The 15,510-nt window shown below is 45.2% G+C and carries 16 protein-coding genes, 1 tRNA gene and 1 riboswitch; of the genes, 7 read left to right on the top strand and 10 right to left on the bottom strand.

The window, feature by feature from the left end; translation table 11 throughout:
• The first annotated feature begins 44 nt into the window (after positions 1–44).
• Positions 45–503, top strand: a complete 459-nt coding sequence (locus WH95_RS04085; protein WP_082113975.1) for a helix-turn-helix transcriptional regulator — start codon at positions 45–47, stop codon at positions 501–503.
• A gap of 22 nt (positions 504–525) precedes the next feature.
• Here the strand turns inward: WH95_RS04085 and glcF are convergent, their stop codons facing one another.
• The 8 genes from glcF to WH95_RS04125 all read right to left on the bottom strand — a co-directional run bounded on the left by glcF (position 526) and on the right by WH95_RS04125 (position 8,853).
• On the bottom strand, positions 526–1,830 hold the full coding sequence (gene glcF / locus WH95_RS04090) for a glycolate oxidase subunit GlcF (protein WP_046503436.1): 1,305 nt from the start codon (positions 1,828–1,830) through the stop codon (positions 526–528).
• A 9-nt stretch (positions 1,831–1,839) separates the two neighbouring features.
• Positions 1,840–3,045: a glycolate oxidase subunit GlcE gene (glcE, locus tag WH95_RS04095; protein WP_046503438.1), complete on the bottom strand. Its 1,206-nt coding sequence runs from the start codon at positions 3,043–3,045 to the stop codon at positions 1,840–1,842.
• A gap of 68 nt (positions 3,046–3,113) precedes the next feature.
• Positions 3,114–4,601, bottom strand: coding sequence for an FAD-linked oxidase C-terminal domain-containing protein (locus WH95_RS04100; RefSeq protein ID WP_046503441.1), 1,488 nt, complete (start codon positions 4,599–4,601; stop codon positions 3,114–3,116).
• Positions 4,602–4,811: 210 nt separating this feature from the next.
• Positions 4,812–4,937, bottom strand: a complete 126-nt coding sequence (ykgO, locus tag WH95_RS04105) for a type B 50S ribosomal protein L36 (protein ID WP_046503444.1) — start codon at positions 4,935–4,937, stop codon at positions 4,812–4,814.
• Between the two features lie 173 nt (positions 4,938–5,110).
• Positions 5,111–6,049: a class I SAM-dependent methyltransferase gene (locus WH95_RS04110; RefSeq protein ID WP_052741790.1), complete on the bottom strand. Its 939-nt coding sequence runs from the start codon at positions 6,047–6,049 to the stop codon at positions 5,111–5,113.
• A gap of 208 nt (positions 6,050–6,257) precedes the next feature.
• On the bottom strand, positions 6,258–6,869 hold the full coding sequence (locus WH95_RS04115) for a TadE/TadG family type IV pilus assembly protein (RefSeq protein WP_046503447.1): 612 nt from the start codon (positions 6,867–6,869) through the stop codon (positions 6,258–6,260).
• The gene (locus WH95_RS04120; RefSeq protein WP_046503449.1) at positions 6,869–7,474 is read right to left on the bottom strand and encodes a TadE/TadG family type IV pilus assembly protein; all 606 of its coding nucleotides are present in this window, start codon (positions 7,472–7,474) and stop codon (positions 6,869–6,871) included. Before WH95_RS04120 ends, WH95_RS04115 begins: the two co-directional genes overlap by 1 nt.
• On the bottom strand, positions 7,471–8,853 hold the full coding sequence (locus tag WH95_RS04125) for a pilus assembly protein TadG-related protein (RefSeq protein WP_046503452.1): 1,383 nt from the start codon (positions 8,851–8,853) through the stop codon (positions 7,471–7,473). The genes WH95_RS04120 and WH95_RS04125 overlap by 4 nt, the downstream gene beginning before the upstream one ends.
• Before the next feature lie 371 nt (positions 8,854–9,224).
• Here WH95_RS04125 and WH95_RS04130 point away from each other — a divergent pair, with 371 nt between their 5' ends.
• Complete coding sequence (locus WH95_RS04130; RefSeq protein WP_046503455.1) at positions 9,225–9,938, top strand: sulfite exporter TauE/SafE family protein; 714 nt, start codon at positions 9,225–9,227, stop codon at positions 9,936–9,938.
• Positions 9,939–9,992: 54 nt separating this feature from the next.
• Here WH95_RS04130 and WH95_RS04135 read toward each other — a convergent pair.
• Both WH95_RS04135 and WH95_RS04140 read right to left on the bottom strand, forming a co-directional pair.
• Positions 9,993–10,067: transfer RNA gene (locus tag WH95_RS04135), tRNA-Val, on the bottom strand.
• A 98-nt stretch (positions 10,068–10,165) separates the two neighbouring features.
• Positions 10,166–10,522, bottom strand: coding sequence for a response regulator (locus tag WH95_RS04140; protein ID WP_046504472.1), 357 nt, complete (start codon positions 10,520–10,522; stop codon positions 10,166–10,168).
• Between the two features lie 186 nt (positions 10,523–10,708).
• On the opposite strand from WH95_RS04140, the gene WH95_RS04145 reads away from it, so the two are divergent.
• The 5 genes from WH95_RS04145 (at position 10,709) to WH95_RS04160 (ending at position 15,429) form a co-directional block, all read left to right on the top strand.
• Positions 10,709–11,656, top strand: coding sequence for an N-formylglutamate amidohydrolase (locus WH95_RS04145; RefSeq protein WP_052741791.1), 948 nt, complete (start codon positions 10,709–10,711; stop codon positions 11,654–11,656).
• A 387-nt stretch (positions 11,657–12,043) separates the two neighbouring features.
• The gene (locus WH95_RS21245) at positions 12,044–12,217 is read left to right on the top strand and encodes a hypothetical protein (protein WP_157845885.1); all 174 of its coding nucleotides are present in this window, start codon (positions 12,044–12,046) and stop codon (positions 12,215–12,217) included.
• An 80-nt stretch (positions 12,218–12,297) separates the two neighbouring features.
• Positions 12,298–13,254 (top strand): transglycosylase SLT domain-containing protein, encoded by a 957-nt coding sequence (locus WH95_RS20415; RefSeq protein ID WP_052741792.1) that lies wholly within the window; start codon positions 12,298–12,300, stop codon positions 13,252–13,254.
• 74 nt (positions 13,255–13,328) lie between these two features.
• Positions 13,329–13,545: riboswitch (cobalamin riboswitch) on the top strand.
• 34 nt (positions 13,546–13,579) lie between these two features.
• Positions 13,580–13,924 (top strand): hypothetical protein, encoded by a 345-nt coding sequence (locus tag WH95_RS04155; protein WP_046503458.1) that lies wholly within the window; start codon positions 13,580–13,582, stop codon positions 13,922–13,924.
• Positions 13,925–14,106: 182 nt separating this feature from the next.
• Entirely contained in the window at positions 14,107–15,429 is a 1,323-nt protein-coding gene (locus tag WH95_RS04160; protein ID WP_218044439.1) for an MATE family efflux transporter, read from the top strand.
• The last annotated feature ends 81 nt before the right edge of the window (positions 15,430–15,510 follow it).

Below are 15,510 nucleotides of genomic sequence, written 5' to 3' on the forward strand. Positions count from 1 at the left end.
ATGATTCCTACTGAACGCAAATCGCTCTAATCAGCGTTGCATCAATGCGTGCAGCAGGGAATTTACCTTTTTCAGCTCTGGCTGATACTGGCCTCGCCAAAATAGAGAAGGCCCTGCCATCAGACAAAGTACGTGACTTGCGCAAGTTTTTGGACTGCCTGTACATCGGAAAGCTCTCACCACAGGTCGATATATCAGATATGAAAGCTATCGATCCGGAACTCTTGCCAGCATTCGAGACAGCTTTTCTCAAACGACGGCACCTGACTTTCCAGTATCGCGATGCAAAAGGGATTATGACCACCCGAATTGTTGAACCCCAAGCGATGCTGATCCTACCACCACTTTGGTATCTGGTCGCCTGGGATCCCGAGCGTGAAGATTTTCGTCACTTTCGAATGGATCGTATCAGCAAGCCGACATACGTGGAAAATACAAGCTTCAGACCGCGACATGTTCCCTTCGAAAATCATGTCTCTCCAATGCGCGATTTATCTCGTTAACTTCAGAAGACTTATGCGCTGATTACTCCAAAACTTCTGGCTTGGGTCCACCTGTGGCCCAGTCGATCAGTTCCACGTTATGAACAACAGGAATATCTGTTCCCGATGATATCTGGCACTGGCACCCGATGTTTCCAGTGGCAATAATATCCGGCGTCAGTGTTTCAATATTTTTGACTTTGCGGTCCCGGAGCTTCTCGGCCAATTCAGGCTGCATGATGTTATAGGTCCCCGCCGAGCCACAACACAGGTGCCCTTCGGGTACATCGCGAACGACAAAGCCAGCGCCGGTTAAAAGCTCTTTTGGTTGCCTGGTAATTTTTTGGCCGTGCTGAATAGAACAGGGGGCATGATAGGCAACTATCTTTGCCGGCTGATCTTGTTCTTCTTTATCCGCCAACGTCAAAGGTTCAAGCTCTGCCAGATATTCTGTGATATCTTTTGCAAGGTCAGAAATCTTTGCCGCACGCTCGGCCCAATCAGGATCATTACGCAGCATAAAACCATAGTCTTTTATGGTTGTTCCACACCCGGACGCATTGGTAATAATGGCATCCAGCCCCTCACCGTCGATTTCAGTCATCCAGCCTTGAATAGCGGCTTTCATCTGCTGTTCCGCCATTGTCTCTTTGCCCATATGGTGGACAAGTGATCCACAGCACCTCACACCTTTGGCGATAACAACTTCGATACCGTGACGCGTCAGAAGCCTGACCGTTGCTTCATTTATCGAAGGCGCAAGAACAGTCTGTGCACAGCCTGACAGCAATGCCACGCGCCCTTTCTTCTTCCCAACAGCTTTGAATGTTTGAGGTTGATCCACAACACTTGCAGCGGGGAGATCCTTTGGCGCAAGATCAACCAGCGCCTTTACCCGACCTGACACAAAGGGCTTCACAAGCGGCTTTGTCAAAGAAGCGATGTTCAAAGCGCCCCGAAACCAGAAGGGCCGAGGGATAAGGTAACTCAGAAGATTGCGTAATAACCTCTCAAACAAAGGGCGCTTATAGGTATGTTCAACATGATTACGGGCGTGATCCACCAGATGCATATAGTTCACACCTGACGGACAGGTCGTCATACACGATAGACAGGACAAACAACGGTCGAGATGCTTTGTTACCTCTGCCGTTGCCGCAACGCCTTCTTCCAGCATACCCTTGATCAAATAAATCCGCCCTCGGGGGCTATCTAACTCATCCCCCAACAAGACATAAGTCGGACAAGTCGCCGTGCAAAACCCGCAGTGCACACATTTTCGCAAAATGCTCTCTGCTTCTTCTATATTTGGGTCCGCCAACTGTGCGAGAGAAAAATTGGTTTGCATTTGTCTCTCCTACAGATCTGCGTATAAACGGCCAGGATTCAGGATCGCTTTGGGGTCAAAGTTATCCTTTATGCGCTTCATCAAGGCATGTTCACCCGGATCAAGAGGATGTTGAGGGCTTTCAGTATCTTCGATGTCTTTGGCTGGTCTGACTAAAGTTGCGTGTCCGCCCATGCTCTTTAAAGCATCTCGAAGCACTGCGGCATTGTGATCTCCGGTTAGTGACAACCAGACAAGTCCCCCAGCCCAGTCATAGAAATACTCGGACTGATCTTCGAGTTTTAAGCCCTCGACAAAAGTACTTCCTTGCGCTGGCGGCAGCGATATTCGCCAAATAGATCTTTCCTCTGATACCGACAGAATATCTGCATCACGAAGCTTTTGCCATAAAGTTCGACTTTCAGGATCAGCAATCAAACTTCCCTTACCAAAATCGTTCAAAAGTGATGCCAGTTTGTTTGCCCTGTAAGTGATTGACGGGCCATGTCCCTCTAACCTGAACAGTGTTATCGCTCGATCATTGGTACCAAGCGAAATTCTGGTCACAATTCCCTGTGGTATATGCGCCGCCGAAGAAACTTCACACGAAGAATTCAAAGCGACCGACATTGCCTTGTTTGCCTGTTCATCTGAAAGTCCGTAGAGGGCATAGCTGTTTTCCTCTGGTGGGGCAGGCAATACCTTGATGGTAATATCACTCATAACCGCCAGGGTCCCATAAGACCCAGCCATAAGCTTCATGAGATCATAGCCCGTTACATTCTTGACCACTCGGCCACCGGACTTGAAGGTCTCGCCCCGCCCGGAAACACCCGAAAACCCCAAAAAATGATCTCTGGCAGCGCCAGCTTTTAGCCGACGGGGACCTGACAGGTTACAGGCAACCATACCGCCAATTGTTCCTGCATTGGCCGTCCCCTTTAGAAGAGCTCCATAGTCCATAGGCTCAAACGCCATATACTGTTTATGCTTGATAAGTTCATCCTGAATTTCAATAAGCGATGTACCTGCCCGCGCTGACAAGACCAGCTCTTCGGGTTCGTACATGGTAATACCAGTTAACGCAGATACATCCAGTTGATGATCTGCTTTCACAGATCGACCAAGCTTCTGCTTACTTCCAGAGCCGATAATCTCCATAGGCTCTTCTTGTGACAAAGCCCATTTAATGGCTTCTTCCAATTGGTCTGCGTTCTCAGGCTTGATATGGCTCATGAAACTCTCGTAACTTTTTTATTATTTTTTTTAATCTTTATTTCTAGGTACATAGCTCCAGAAAAGCTCTAGAAGCGGGGAATGTCGGGAAAGGGCAACTTTCCTTTATGAATGTGCATACGGCCCAGTTCAGCACAGCGATGTAGTTCTGGAAAAACCTTGCCCGGGTTTAACAATGCCTTGCTATCAAACGCACATTTCACCCTTAACTGTTGCTTGAGGTCAATCTCGTTAAACATTTCCGGCATCAGATCCCGCTTTTCCACACCAACGCCATGCTCTCCGGTTAAAACACCACCAACCTCGACACAGAGTCTCAAGATATCCGACCCAAAATCTTCAGCCTTTTCCAACTCCCCCGGATTATTCGCATCATACATGATCAAAGGGTGCAGGTTACCATCGCCAGCATGAAAGACATTGGCAACTCTCAAGCCATAATGCTCGCTCATTTCTCGCATGCGCTTGAGGACAAGGGGAAGCTTGTTCCGCGGGATTGTCCCATCCATACAATAATAGTCTGGTGTTAAACGACCTACTGCCGGAAATGCCGCTTTACGGCCAGCCCAGAACAGTTGCCGTTCTTCTTCATTCTGGCTAATGCGGCTGGTAATCGCCCCGCATTTCGTTGCGATTGCTGATACTTCATCAATCAGATAATCAACTTCGGCCTGAGGACCATCCAGCTCTACGATCAGAAGTGCCTCGACATCCAGAGGATAGCCCGCATTTACAAAAGCTTCCGCAGCCTCGATAGCTGGTTTATCCATCATCTCCATGCCACCGGGCACAATGCCATCGGATATGATTGCAGCAACACAATCACCGGCACTCTCGGAACTGGAAAACCCCAGCAAGAGTGCTCGTGCTGTTTCCGGTTTCGGCAAGATACGCACAGTTACTTCGGTCACGACCCCAAGAAGTCCTTCGGAACCGGTCATGAGTCCCAGAAGATCATACCCCGGACTATCCAGGTGTTTTCCGCCAAACCTTAAAACCGTCCCATCAATCAGGACCATTTCAATACCCAAGAGGTTATTTGTGGTCAGACCGTATTTCAGACAATGCACACCACCTGCATTTTCGGCAACATTCCCTCCAATAGAACACGCTATCTGGCTGGAAGGATCTGGTGCATAGTAAAACCCTTTTCCCTCGACCGCTTTTGTGATCCCCAAGTTCGTGACCCCGGGTTGGACCACTGCGCAACGGTTGTCATAATCAACTTCGACAACCTTGTTGAACTTGCCCATACACAGTAAAATTGCATCAGCCAGCGGCAACGCCCCACCCGATAAGGATGTTCCCGATCCACGAGGCACAACTTTAATGCCATTGGCATGACAATAGGCCATAACCTGGCTGACCTGTTCAACGGTTTGAGGTAACACAGCCATCAAGGGAGGTTGTCGATAGGCCGTTAGGCCATCTGATTCATATACCTGTAATTCCCGATCACTTAAGATCACGCCTTCCCCGGGAACAATCTCCCTCAGGGTTTCAGCAATCTCATCTCTTTTAGCCACGATCGACTGATCAGGATCAGGCATCTTCATCTGGTTTCTCCCGGATTTATTATTCTGGCCCTAGCCTCGCCTAACTTCGCGATAAGAACAAGCCCGGAGATAAAGAGTTTCTGTCACAGTATTTGAGACAGATAGTCATATTTGAAGTGTATCAGGTAAAAAAAGAAAAAACCGCTCTCTCTAACGAGAGGCGGTTTTTTTCTTAACTTCATTCTGACCGAACAGTCAGACTGAACAAGATTAGCCCTGACGCGCTTTAAAGCGAGGGTTTTTCTTGTTGATGACATAAACCCGGCCGCGACGACGAACAACACGGCAGTTCTTATCGCGCAGCTTGGCAGTCTTCAGAGAGTTTACAACTTTCATGGTCCTACCTTTGGCAAAAAATGTGCCCGCTGATCGGGCTGTCGAGAAGCCCGGACAATATGTAAGGACCTCTTGAATGTCAACTGCCTGATCAAACAGTGTGAAAACTGAGCGCTTCTATACGCAACTTTTCGGATAAACAAAAGGGAAAAGAGACTCTTTTTTTGGATTCTTTACCAATCAGACAGCATTTGTGTCTGAGATTGTCTGATTGCCAGGAAGCGATAGAGTCTGATCGTTCCGGATTCAAGAGCATGTGTACGACGCGCCCATAACTCCATCTCGCTAACCAAGACCTCTTCCATCTTCTTGTCAGCGCCCTTTTCTTTCATCTGGCTCAAATAATCGGCCCAGCCACTTTTAACCATTTCCAGATAGCGATCTGTCATATCTTCAAAAATGCGACTTTGAACATTACCAGCTGTAAAGCCTTTTTCATATTCCAGCTTAGTCCAGATTTGAAGACTATCACCTTCGCCCTCTTTCCATGATTTCAATATTTCTTCATCAGGTTCATCGTCCACAATAAAATCGGTAAAGAGGAATTGCCCACCATCCTTCAAGGCACGGCAAGTATCTTTGAAAAACTGTTCTTTGTTCTGAATTGTATAAAGAGATTCTTTTGAGAAAATACAATCAAAAGATTTGGGCTTGAATTCAAATTTTTCAGGATCAAAAGCCAGAACAGGTGCCTTTTTTGCCATCCCGGCCATCGTCGAGATTTCCATTCCTGCCTCGACCATTTCATGTTCGCGCTCCATACAGGTCACCCAAACACCAAACTTATCGGACATCGTTCGGCCGACACCACCAAGACCCGCGCCAATATCCAGTACATTTTTAGAAGGGTCCAAGCCGAAAGGCTTAATCAACTCTTCGATATATTCTTCATCTCCGGGAGAAGCATTCCCTTCCCCCCAAACGTCCTGAATCAACTGAATACGAAGGTTTTCCCACTCGTGATTATCTGCACGAACATCGTGTTCTTTGATCGCGGGCATTGGCGGTGCTTTCGGCACAATGCGTAACTCATACCCGAACCACCAAGCCTTCAATCGATCAAAGAACGATATCTGGCCCTTCATGACTTGTGTATTGGCTGATTTTGCCATCTAAGCAGTGCTCCTCATGCCCAGAAGGCTACCGTACTTATACTTGAACCACAAACGCGAACAACCTCATCTCTTATATAACCACTAGCTTAGTGGCCGCCCCCAAGGATGTTTTTTCATGGCGCAATTAACTCACGCATCTTATTTTTGCATGAAATTCATTATTACAGTAAATATTTATACAAACATTAATAACAATATTTCTGGATTATGGGCAACCATCTGTTTGCCCTGGGTCACGTTGAATTGATATCAAGGCTGATATACGTGGGCTATGAATAGCTGCCCGTGTTATTTGAGTACTTTGAATAATGTTATCGAAAATTAATGGCTCGTAATCATAAAACACTTCAGCAATGATAATATTATCCAACGGATCAACAACCAGACCGTTCGGGATCGTTGCTGTTGTCCCCGCAAGTCCTACAGAGCCAGAAACAGACAGATTGCCCGCGCCACATTGTCTCCAGTTTACTTCTGGTGGATTTACCCCTGTACCACTGACAGAAGAAACAATAATGATCCCGTTTGCCCCTAAATCAAATGGATGAATTATATAGTCAGCAGCCGTAAAAATCACATCCATCTCTGTGGCAGACATATTCCGGGATTGCGTAACCAAATCGCTGATCTCAGCTGTTAAACGCAATATCTTATGCTGTATCCAGATATAACGGCTCATTTCAATCGCGCCCGTCAAGATGATCAGCAATATTGGCAAAATCAGTGCCAATTCAACAAGCGCAACGCCTCTGTCACACCCCTTAAAACGTCGGAAAAGCCTATAGTATCTCATGGGAATATTGGAAAAAATGCACATCAGCACGATGCACCTCCTCCATAAGGCTCGTTTCTTACCGCCACACTTGCGCGCAACTTAACCTTACCGTTTTCACCAATCAGATGCGCAATATATCCCGTAATCAATTGTGTCTCGTGCTCAACGGTATAGAGAACCACTTCAGATCCATTCCCGGCCCCATCGAACCCGGCATCGGAATCCCAAGCCCCATTACAATTCAAATCAGTAAAGGCTTCGCCGCCGTCATATATATTATTCCCATTGGCATCAACGTAGGGTTCCGGATCACCAATGGCGTCAAAATCCTCATAAACCAATGTTGAAAGCTCATCTGCCTGTACCTGCACAAAACCAGCACCATGAAGATTAATGGTTTCCAGAATTTTTTCTTCTTTGGTTACACCCGGATCAAGATCACCAGTAACACCATAACGTGCGGCTTCCCTTAATCCGCCCTCAAGAAGAATTGTTGCAAAATATACCCCCCCTAAATCAAAAACGCCCAAAACGAGTGTCAAAAAAATAGGCAGCCCAAGAGCATACTCCAATGCAACAGCACCCCTGTTACATTTTTTGAATTTTTTGATCAGACTTTTCTGATAAAGGTATCGAATAAAGGTCATTTTGATATTCTTAGCTCAGACAGCTCGGTGCCAATTTTTTCAAAAGCTTTTTCCAACTCAGCCGCACTATCTGCTTTGAAATAATATGGCGCCGTGGTTGCACTCGCGACACTTTTCATCAAACTTGTTTCAACGTGATATTCAACAACATAGATATCCACACCCGTTGCCTTGACCTGATCAGCAACTGCAGACAAACGACTATTCATCTGGTTAACACTAAGATCGCCTCTGTACGCGTCGCGATATGAACTCGTATTCAGGCCATCGGTCATAATGACAATTGCGCGTCTAAGATTGCTTTTTGTACTTGCCTGATTGTAAGGCTCACCCGGCATCAGCGCACGCCACGCCCAAACCAACCCCTGGGCAATCGTTGTTGTTCCTGTCGGACTTTCAAGTTCATCAATCGCGTCTGTTGCGTGACTTTTAGTACCCGATAATTTTGAAATACCCCATGCAGGACAACGAACCGTATACAATGACCCATTACTCGGGTTCACAACCCTTCTGGGCATTGGCTCCCAACCTTCCCAGGTCACGCCCCCGACATCGGCATCATACAAAAGATGATCAGCATCATCATCATTACTGTTATCAGTGTAGCGGGCATAAGCACAGCCCCGCCAATCACTATCCGGTTCGGTGATAAATGGCACGGGGGAATTATTTGTATACCAATGACCGTCCACAAAGGTATTCAATGCAGAATCATAAGTTACACCGCGTTCAGCAACATTGACAGCAGCAGACCAAGGGACGAGGCCAACTTGAAGATTTTCACTTTCAGTTTCGTTACCAAATAGCTTGTTAACTAGAATTTCAGCAGCATCTTTGGCAGAGCTTAACCGAGTACCTGACCCATCAGAACTGCCCATTGACCCAGTGGTATCAATCGAAATCACCACATCCAAAGGTGTAATTAGCCGTGTCACTTCGGCGCTTGCCCCCACAGACATGGTCTCTTCACCCAAAACACTCATCAAGGTGGTGTCTAACAGTGCCGTCGCTGAGACAGTCACTTTGGTACCATTGTCACTGATAATCGGTGTCGCCAGCGTAATATCAGCGTTCATAAACTCGCTTGGAAAATTCGCATCAAAATACTTGGTGAATTCGGCTTGTAGCTTAACAACGTTGTCCGCATAAGGCGCCGCAGCCAAAGCAGATGCATCCAGTGCTTGGCTCAAACGCGCCTTAACCACATAGCCACGACCAATATCAACCCCCAAGCCAACCATCGCTATAAGAGGGACAACAACCACACCAAAGTTAATAAATATGGATCCCTTTTCACACTGATAACATGCCCCCGCCACCTGTTTGATGCGTATGACGAGGCTCATAAATGTTGTTATCAATGCCGAAAAAGGTTTCATCACTAGCTCACCCTAATAAATTGGAGCCCTTCGAAATGTCCTGCATCTCTTTTGATGCCATCACCCAATTCACTAAATTTCAATTAGCTCACTTTGCACTTTTACCAATCCAAAATTAAAAAATGATTAACGCTAACCCATTATAAAAAAACAATAATTTAGGTAAAATTTGATATTTATTTTCTTGTAAAAATAAACATAACAATAACAAGCCTCTACCGCCCTGTTATTGCCTTGCTTCCTGATATAGATTTTAAAAATCTCGTTTCGCAGGGAATTCATCTGCAAAAAAATACAAGATGCATTTCGTCGAGCATTCCGCTAGTAGAGATAACACCAACAAAGATGAGAAATGAACGACGAATTTTCTGATGGAATTTTATATCTTTCTTGTCATTGCCCTTGCCGGATCACTGATCTCTGCCATTTTTGGATTTGGCAGCGGATTTATTGTTCTCACTCTTGGATCTCTGATACTTCCCATTAAAGATTGCATTGCCCTGACAACGCTTCTTTTCATGGCATCAACCTTCGTAAAAACAATTCTGTATCACCGCCATATACACTGGCGTCTTTCAGTGGTTATTGCCTTTGGAAGCATTCCTTTTGCATGGCTTGGGGCCGAGACACTAGCCACTATTGACCCGGAACCACTTCGTCCCCTTCTCGCCAGCTTTATCATTCTAAGCGTAATGATTAATTACCTTGGCCTGTTTTTACCTCTGCCTCAAAAAACATCGGTCGCGCTTATCATCTCCGCGTTTTATGGATATTTTTCAGGATTATTCAGCAGTGGAAACCCTATCAAAGCAATTGCCCTGGATCGAATGGGTTTTGAAAAACAGTCTTTTATCGGCGGAATGGCCGCAACAGCTCTGGGTGTAAACCTGATAAAACTAATCAGCTACTCGAACAATAACATACTTCGGCCAGAACACCATTCGACTGGGGTTATCCTGGTCCTAATCGCAATCGTTTCAGCTTTGGCAGGAAGAAGGGTGGTACAGAAAATTAATGACCAAAGATACAAAGGCTATCTATCAGTTGTTCTGATTTTCTCAGCAATAATCTTGCTATTTAAATAATAATTGCCATCCGTCTGAAAGCACAAAACCCCAAGGTTTCCCTTGGGGTTTTCATGGTGGGCGTAACTGGGATTGAACCAGTGACCCCTTCGATGTCAACGAAGTGCTCTCCCGCTGAGCTATACGCCCTATACCCAAAAAAACGCCATGTTTCGTCGCCTTGTTCGGTGAGACAGGGAAGTATCAAACTGCCATAACTTTGACAAGCCTTTTTGAAAAGTTTTCGCTCACAAAATAACTTTATTTACCTCATCAATCAGATCCCTCAGGTGAAACGGCTTGGATAAGACTTTTTCACTTTTGAATGATGGGTCTTTTTCCTCCATCAAAATCCCTGAAAAACCCGTGATAAACATCACTTTAATATCTGGTTGATGAAATCGGGCGATCTTGGCCAATTCGAGTCCGCCCTTTTCCGGCATCACCACATCGGTCAAAACCAAATCAAACCGATGAAAAGATAACGTTTCTTCCGCTTCCAGGCCATTCGCAGCAGATATCACATGATGACCAGCCCGCTCCAACGCACGGCACAGGTAAAAACGAAGGTTATCATCATCTTCTGCAAGAAGAATGTCAGCCATCAGAAATGGTAAATCAATCAAATAAAGTTCAAAAAAACTCTCGACACTTCATCCTCATAGCATCAAGAATAGACTTAAGTTTATACAACAATTCACAGCCCACAATCAAAAGAGCGTTATGAGCACGATCCGTCACACGAATAATTCAACATACATGTTATTCAATGAGCCATTGACGACGACATCATGACTTACGACCCTAACGAAATGGCTGATAAAATCTCTACAAAGCAAGAAAACCTGGATCTGCATAGCGAGCATAGCTCGATTAGAGAAACAGAATCCTATCGCTTGCATCTTCCAAAGCAACATTCCTTACCCGTGGTTTTATCATCACCACACAGCGGGAATCAGTATCCCGAATCATTTATTAAAGGCTCCAGACTGGATAGCCATAATCTAAGACGCTCTGAAGATTCTTTCGTTGATGAACTTTTCCAAAATGCGCCAAAACTAGGCGCGCCCCTACTCTGTGCACTTTTCCCTCGTGCCTTTGTAGATGCAAATAGAGAACCCTTTGAACTTGATCCACATATGTTCGAAGACGAATTACCCAGCTATGTAAATACAAACTCTCCGCGGGTTGCCGTTGGTTTGGGAACGATAGCCCGCAACGTTACCAGCGAAACACAAATCTATAAAGACAAGCTAACCTTTGCCGAGGCCAAAGACCGAATTGAACGTTTTTATTGGCCCTACCATAAAGTACTACGTCAACTCGTTGATACAACAAAGCGCAAGTTCGGGTATTGCATTCTCATTGATTGCCACTCTATGCCCAAGCTTACAACCCATGCGAATACAATCGGGTCCAGGCCATCACCAGTCCATTTTGTACTTGGGGATCGCTTTGGTAAAGCCGGGTCGAGAGTAATCACGAAAACAGTTGAGGATATTTTAGAACAGAATGCCTATCGCGTTCTCAATAACAATCCTTATCCCGGGGGGTTTATCACCCAACATTACGGTGAACCCGCCCTTGGTATTAACTGCCTTCAAATAGAGATATCCCGAACCCTCTATATGGATGAAGACAAGATTGAGCGCAGACCAGATTTTGATGATATTGCCTCGTTAATGGACGACCTTATCATTGCTGTTGGGGCGATCAAACAAAACGAACTTGATTATTAGTATAACCTGATCTGTACCGTTGAAAAAAAGCCTGGCGCCCCGTACATCTGACCATTCCCGTGCATCTGACCTTTTAAAAAATTATATCAGCTGCGGAAAAGTTGCTCAGGTAAATTTTGCCGATCTCTATATCTGCTCGTTTGTACTCTATTTAAGAGACACCCAAGAGAGGCTCACACAAAACACCCCGAGCAGAGTTCACAACACCGCAATTAAATTATTGTTATAAAACAAATAAACATTTCACTTTGAACTATTTTCACGCTCAAAAAGCCTGCTTTTCTTATTAAAAAACAACCCCAAGAACAAAACCTCTATCAGATGGGACGGAACTGGCCTCAAACTTGCTTATTATAATTTCAAGAGAAATGGAAACTGGAGGAGAAAATGTTCGATCATGAAAGACGTCAGGATTTTCTAATTCGTAAAAACCATGAGCCAGTCAAAATTTTGGCTATCAAAGAAGAAAACGTCAGTAAATTTATCAAACGTGTAACCCGTAAATTCCCAAACGAACGTTGGGAAATTTTACCCAGAATGCTTCCGATTCAAACGGATTAACAAACGAACCATGGGAAGACTGTGGATACCAGTCACTCTCTGAACAAAAAAGACGCAAAAAAGGAAAGGAGCAAAAGATTATGCCATGTAATTTATCGCATTCGCTTGTATTGGCCGTTGGTATTTTTTTATCAACCAGCGCTTTTGCTCAATCCCTGAGTGCAAAAAACAATAACGATGTTTGTGCAGACATCATCACAGAAACCGAGATTGAGAAAAAAATCCCGCTGCATTTACTACGTGCCATCTCGCTTGTTGAATCAGGCAAATGGGATAAAGAAAAAGGCAGTAGAGTAGCATGGCCCTGGACAGTAATGGCCGAAGGAAAAGGCCGATATCTTCCGACAAAACAGGCTGCGATTGCTGAGGTCAAGAAACTGAAAGCGAAAGGTGTCAAAAATATTGATGTTGGTTGCATGCAGGTTAATTTGTATCACCACGCCAAAGCATTCAAATCCTTGGAAGCTGCTTTTGACCCACGCACAAACGTTGCCTATGCGGCCAAATTTTTAGTTGAACTACGTGGGAAGTCCCCGTCATGGACATCAGCAGTCGGCAGATATCATTCTTATAACCAAAAGTTCAGCACCCCCTATCGCCGCAAGGTACTTACCGCTTGGCGTGACGAAAAACATCGGATCAACAAAGAGCTACGTCTTGCCGCGCTTGAGAAAAGAGCCAAGCAAAAGATCGCCAGAGAGCAAAAGAAAAATAAGGATCAGGCTAAAAGTCACGCCAGAAACCCTGGGGGCGTTGAAGTAACACATCTAAAACCAGAAGGCACAGCATCAACAATTGATGCTGATTTTCCGCAATCAAGCCCTCGTAAAAAAACCAGCTCGTCAACGCTTCCCCCTGCCCGGACAGTACAAAAAGCAGCTATAGCCGGGACATCCGAGAAAAGATCGGCTTCGCCCGTTACCCCCCCCGTTTTCACCGAAGCCCAAATAGCAACGGGCAAAATTACGAAAACAAAAATTACAGGACGTTCGATTGCCACAAGGATTCTTTTTGAAAAATTTGAAGCAAATTCCTAGAAACCGTGCCAAATTTTACGACTTTGAAAACATCTGATTCAATCAATTGACATGTCATGTTCTTGTAAAGTAGCTTTACTTTGAAATCGCGAGGTTCCCCCTGTGGGATGAAAAGGGAATTTGGTGAAGGCATATGGTATCTTTCCATATGACTAAATCCAAAGCTGCCCCCGCAACTGTAAGTGATGAGATATCATCTTGTGACCCACTGGCCTTATAACAGGCCGGGAAGGAAAGATAGATATTTATGATCCACGAGCCAGGAGACCTGCCATCGCATTTATCAACCATTATCCCGGGCGGGGTGCACCGGAGGAGAAATGCTATGACGAGTCACGCTTCCACACTATCGTTCGCTTCTGCGACAACTCCTTCTAATTCAACAAATGATCCTAAATCCATTATCCATCAAATGCTTATGATGGATGAGGAAACAGCGACACCGCCAGAAGACATTATTCTGGCCTGGGTATTGAGTCTTCCCAACGAACTAGACCCCGCTTTGGCAGCTACACAACTATTGTCGCAGTATGAAGGCCTTGTCGATCAAACGAACCAAAGCACAGTTAAAACCATAATGTTTTTGAAACAAACAGCCGAATTTCCCAGATCTCGCTTGGCAAACTCTCCGCGTCGGGGATCGCGATGCAGACGCAAATTGCATTCCTAACACTTTGCTGTGGCTCGCAAAGAGGCGCCATTTTCAAAACGTGCCCTAGCTTTAAACATCAGCGTCCAGGTTTTTTATCGGATGTAAATAACCAGTGTAAAAAATAAAGCTGCGATAACAGGAAATCATGGGATATAAGTCAGTTTGATATCCCATGCCCCTTTCCTAAAAGTACTGAACTGTTGATCAAGCTGCCTTCTCATTACACACACATTCTGGCTTTAGCGTTCCCGCTAATCCTATCAAACCTTACTGTTCCGTTGTTGGGGGCAGTTGACACCGCAGTTGTTGGGCACTTGCCAGATCCAGCCTACATCGGGGGCGTTGCTGTCGGTGGAACTATATTTAGCTTCCTATTTTGGGGATTTGGTTTCTTGAAGATGGGGACGGTTGGCTTTACCTCCCAGGCCTTTGGAGCCAAAAACCTGCCCGAGCAGCAAGCTAGTTTTTTGCGTCCGATGCTGCTCGCATTGTTCTTCGGATTTTTGCTCATCCTTTTGCAAGGGCCTTTATTACAGCTATGCATCCATTTGATTGATGGCAGTGCAGAAGTTCAACAATTGGCATTACAATACAGTACTATACGTATATGGAGTGCGCCGATTGCCCTGTCCAACTATGTCATAATCGGTTGGCTTATTGGTAAGGGGGAACCAAAGCTAACCTTTATCCTACAGGTAATAATTAATTCTGTGAACATTCTGCTGGATCTGATTTTTGTCATCCAGTTTGAATGGGGGGTAGAGGGGGTTTCTCTTGCAACAGTGATTGCAGAGGTTGTTGGCTTTGCCGTCGGCCTGTGGATCATTCTCAAAAAATCCAACTTCTTTTCGAACAAGATTGATTGGCAGAATGTCTGGCTTCGGTCCCATATCCTTGCCTTGTTCACCGTGAACCGGGATATTTTCATTCGAACCCTGTGTCTTATCTTTTCTTTTGCTTATTTCACACGGCTTGGAGCAGGCATGGGGGATGAGATCCTGGCCGCCAATGCTGTATTGATGCATTTTCTCTATTTTTCGGCATATGGATTAGATGGTTTTGCTCATGCCGCAGAAATAACAACCGGGCATGCAAAGGGTCGAAACGACAACATCGAATTCAAAAACGCAGTTAAAGCCAGTAGTGTCATGGCATTCCTGACATCCATTATTTTCGTAGCAGTCTTTTACCTGTTTGGGCAGTTAATAGTTGGATTGTTTACGGATATTCCAAGCGTCCAATCAACCGCGTCTGAATTTATTTACTGGCCAATTATAATGCCTCTTCTTAGCGTGGCAGGATTTCAGTTTGACGGTATATTTATCGGCACGACAAGAACTGCTGACTTGCGAAATGCCATGATACAATCACTGTTCATTTTCCTGTTAAGTGCATGGCTTTTTGTTCCCTTGTGGGGGAATCACGGGCTGTGGCTCGCCATGGCTATATATATGGCAACTCGTGGCTTAACGCTGCTCAGATATTACCCAGGTCTTTTAAAATCCATAGGGCAAAATCCATAAGGATAAAACGCAAAAAAAGCCCCCACTGAGAAAGCATACGAATATGCGTAAATCAGCGGGAACCTATTAACATACTGCAAT

Origin of the sequence: Kiloniella litopenaei (assembly GCF_000982415.1) — a bacterium.
Lineage (GTDB): Bacteria > Pseudomonadota > Alphaproteobacteria > Kiloniellales > Kiloniellaceae > Kiloniella > Kiloniella litopenaei.

What these genes read in the sequence shown, in the direction of transcription:
- WH95_RS04155 (WP_046503458.1), top strand. Translation starts at nt 13,580, where the DNA reads ATGACGAGTCACGCTTCCACACTATCGTTCGCTTCTGCGACAACTCCT.
- WH95_RS04110 (WP_052741790.1), bottom strand. Translation starts at nt 6,049, where the DNA reads ATGGCAAAATCAGCCAATACACAAGTCATGAAGGGCCAGATATCGTTC.
- WH95_RS04085 (WP_082113975.1), top strand. Translation starts at nt 45, where the DNA reads ATGCGTGCAGCAGGGAATTTACCTTTTTCAGCTCTGGCTGATACTGGC.
- ykgO (WP_046503444.1), bottom strand. Translation starts at nt 4,937, where the DNA reads ATGAAAGTTGTAAACTCTCTGAAGACTGCCAAGCTGCGCGATAAGAAC.
- WH95_RS04130 (WP_046503455.1), top strand. Translation starts at nt 9,225, where the DNA reads ATGGAATTTTATATCTTTCTTGTCATTGCCCTTGCCGGATCACTGATC.
- WH95_RS04145 (WP_052741791.1), top strand. Translation starts at nt 10,709, where the DNA reads ATGACTTACGACCCTAACGAAATGGCTGATAAAATCTCTACAAAGCAA.
- glcE (WP_046503438.1), bottom strand. Translation starts at nt 3,045, where the DNA reads ATGAGCCATATCAAGCCTGAGAACGCAGACCAATTGGAAGAAGCCATT.
- glcF (WP_046503436.1), bottom strand. Translation starts at nt 1,830, where the DNA reads ATGCAAACCAATTTTTCTCTCGCACAGTTGGCGGACCCAAATATAGAA.
- WH95_RS04120 (WP_046503449.1), bottom strand. Translation starts at nt 7,474, where the DNA reads ATGACCTTTATTCGATACCTTTATCAGAAAAGTCTGATCAAAAAATTC.
- WH95_RS04140 (WP_046504472.1), bottom strand. Translation starts at nt 10,522, where the DNA reads ATGGCTGACATTCTTCTTGCAGAAGATGATGATAACCTTCGTTTTTAC.
- WH95_RS04125 (WP_046503452.1), bottom strand. Translation starts at nt 8,853, where the DNA reads ATGAAACCTTTTTCGGCATTGATAACAACATTTATGAGCCTCGTCATA.
- WH95_RS21245 (WP_157845885.1), top strand. Translation starts at nt 12,044, where the DNA reads ATGTTCGATCATGAAAGACGTCAGGATTTTCTAATTCGTAAAAACCAT.
- WH95_RS04115 (WP_046503447.1), bottom strand. Translation starts at nt 6,869, where the DNA reads ATGTGCATTTTTTCCAATATTCCCATGAGATACTATAGGCTTTTCCGA.
- WH95_RS04100 (WP_046503441.1), bottom strand. Translation starts at nt 4,601, where the DNA reads ATGAAGATGCCTGATCCTGATCAGTCGATCGTGGCTAAAAGAGATGAG.
- WH95_RS20415 (WP_052741792.1), top strand. Translation starts at nt 12,298, where the DNA reads ATGCCATGTAATTTATCGCATTCGCTTGTATTGGCCGTTGGTATTTTT.